Consider the following 1,180-nt stretch of genomic DNA (forward strand, 5'->3'; position numbering starts at 1 on the left):
TACCAACGGAACACCAGCTACAGGAGATGATACGACAGTAGGAGCAGCAGTAGTAGGTGTAACAGGAGGCGTATTACAAACTGTAGGAAGTTTAGCAGTAGGAGAATACTATGTAGTAGTAACTATGACAGCAAGTCCATTCTGTCCAGTAACATCCGCAGTTGTATCTATAGCTCAACCAACAGCAGGATTAGGAATCACAGCAGTACCAGTAGCGGTAAGTTGTAATGGAGGAAATGACGGAAGTATTACAGCTACAGCGACTAACGGATGGGGTGGTTATCAATATAGTTTAACTCCAGTAACAGGAACATCACCAGCGGTTGCATTAGGAAATAGTAATGTATTTAGTAATTTAGAATCAGGAAGCTATACAGTAACAGTACGAGATGCTAATGGATGTGAGGTTTCAACAACAGAAACGGTTGTAAATCCAGTAGCCGTAAGTTTTGGATTAACTAAAGATGATAGTGCATGTAACTCAAGTACAGGAGGAAGTATCACAGCAACACCAGCAGGAGGAACAGGAACTTATACATTTGTATTAACAAATACAACTACAAGTGCAGTAGTTCGTACCGAAACAGGAACAGGAGCCTTTACATTTACCAATGTAGCAGCAGGATCTTATTCTGTAACCGTATCAGATAGTAATAGTTGTAGTGCATCAGCACAAGCGATAACGATGTTACCAAGTTTAGCGTTTACAGTAACTCAAACAAAGAATATAGATTGTAGTGCAAGTCCAGCAGGAGTTGTAGCATTAAATATCAGTTCAGGATCAGGAACGTATGAATATGCAGTAACAAATTCAGGAGGAACGGTAGTTGCCCAAACAAGTACAGGAGGAACGACAGTAAATTTCTCAGCAGCTACAGCAGACACCTATACAGTAGAGGTGTTTGATATGGGAGCTACTCCAACATGTTCAAGTACCACTACGATAGTAATTTTACCAGCGATAGAGCCAAACTTTAGTGCGGTTGCGAGTGTAAATGGGATTTGTAATGGAACAAGTACAGGAGAGATTCAGTTAACAGAGGTAAATAATAGTATCAACCCATTAACGTATAGTATAGCACCAGTAGCCGGAACATTTACTGCTGGAACATTAACTTATACAGGCTTACCAGCAGGAAATTATGTAATTACAGGAACAGGAACTAACGGATGTATTTCT

At 40.2% G+C, this 1,180-nt stretch carries 1 pseudogene; it reads left to right on the forward strand.

Annotation, left to right across the window (positions count from 1 at the left end):
* A pseudogene (locus DS884_RS18185) lies at positions 1–1,180 on the forward strand (hypothetical protein); the annotation flags it as partial.

Source organism: Tenacibaculum sp. E3R01 (genome assembly GCF_003318185.1).
GTDB lineage: Bacteria > Bacteroidota > Bacteroidia > Flavobacteriales > Flavobacteriaceae > Polaribacter > Polaribacter halocynthiae.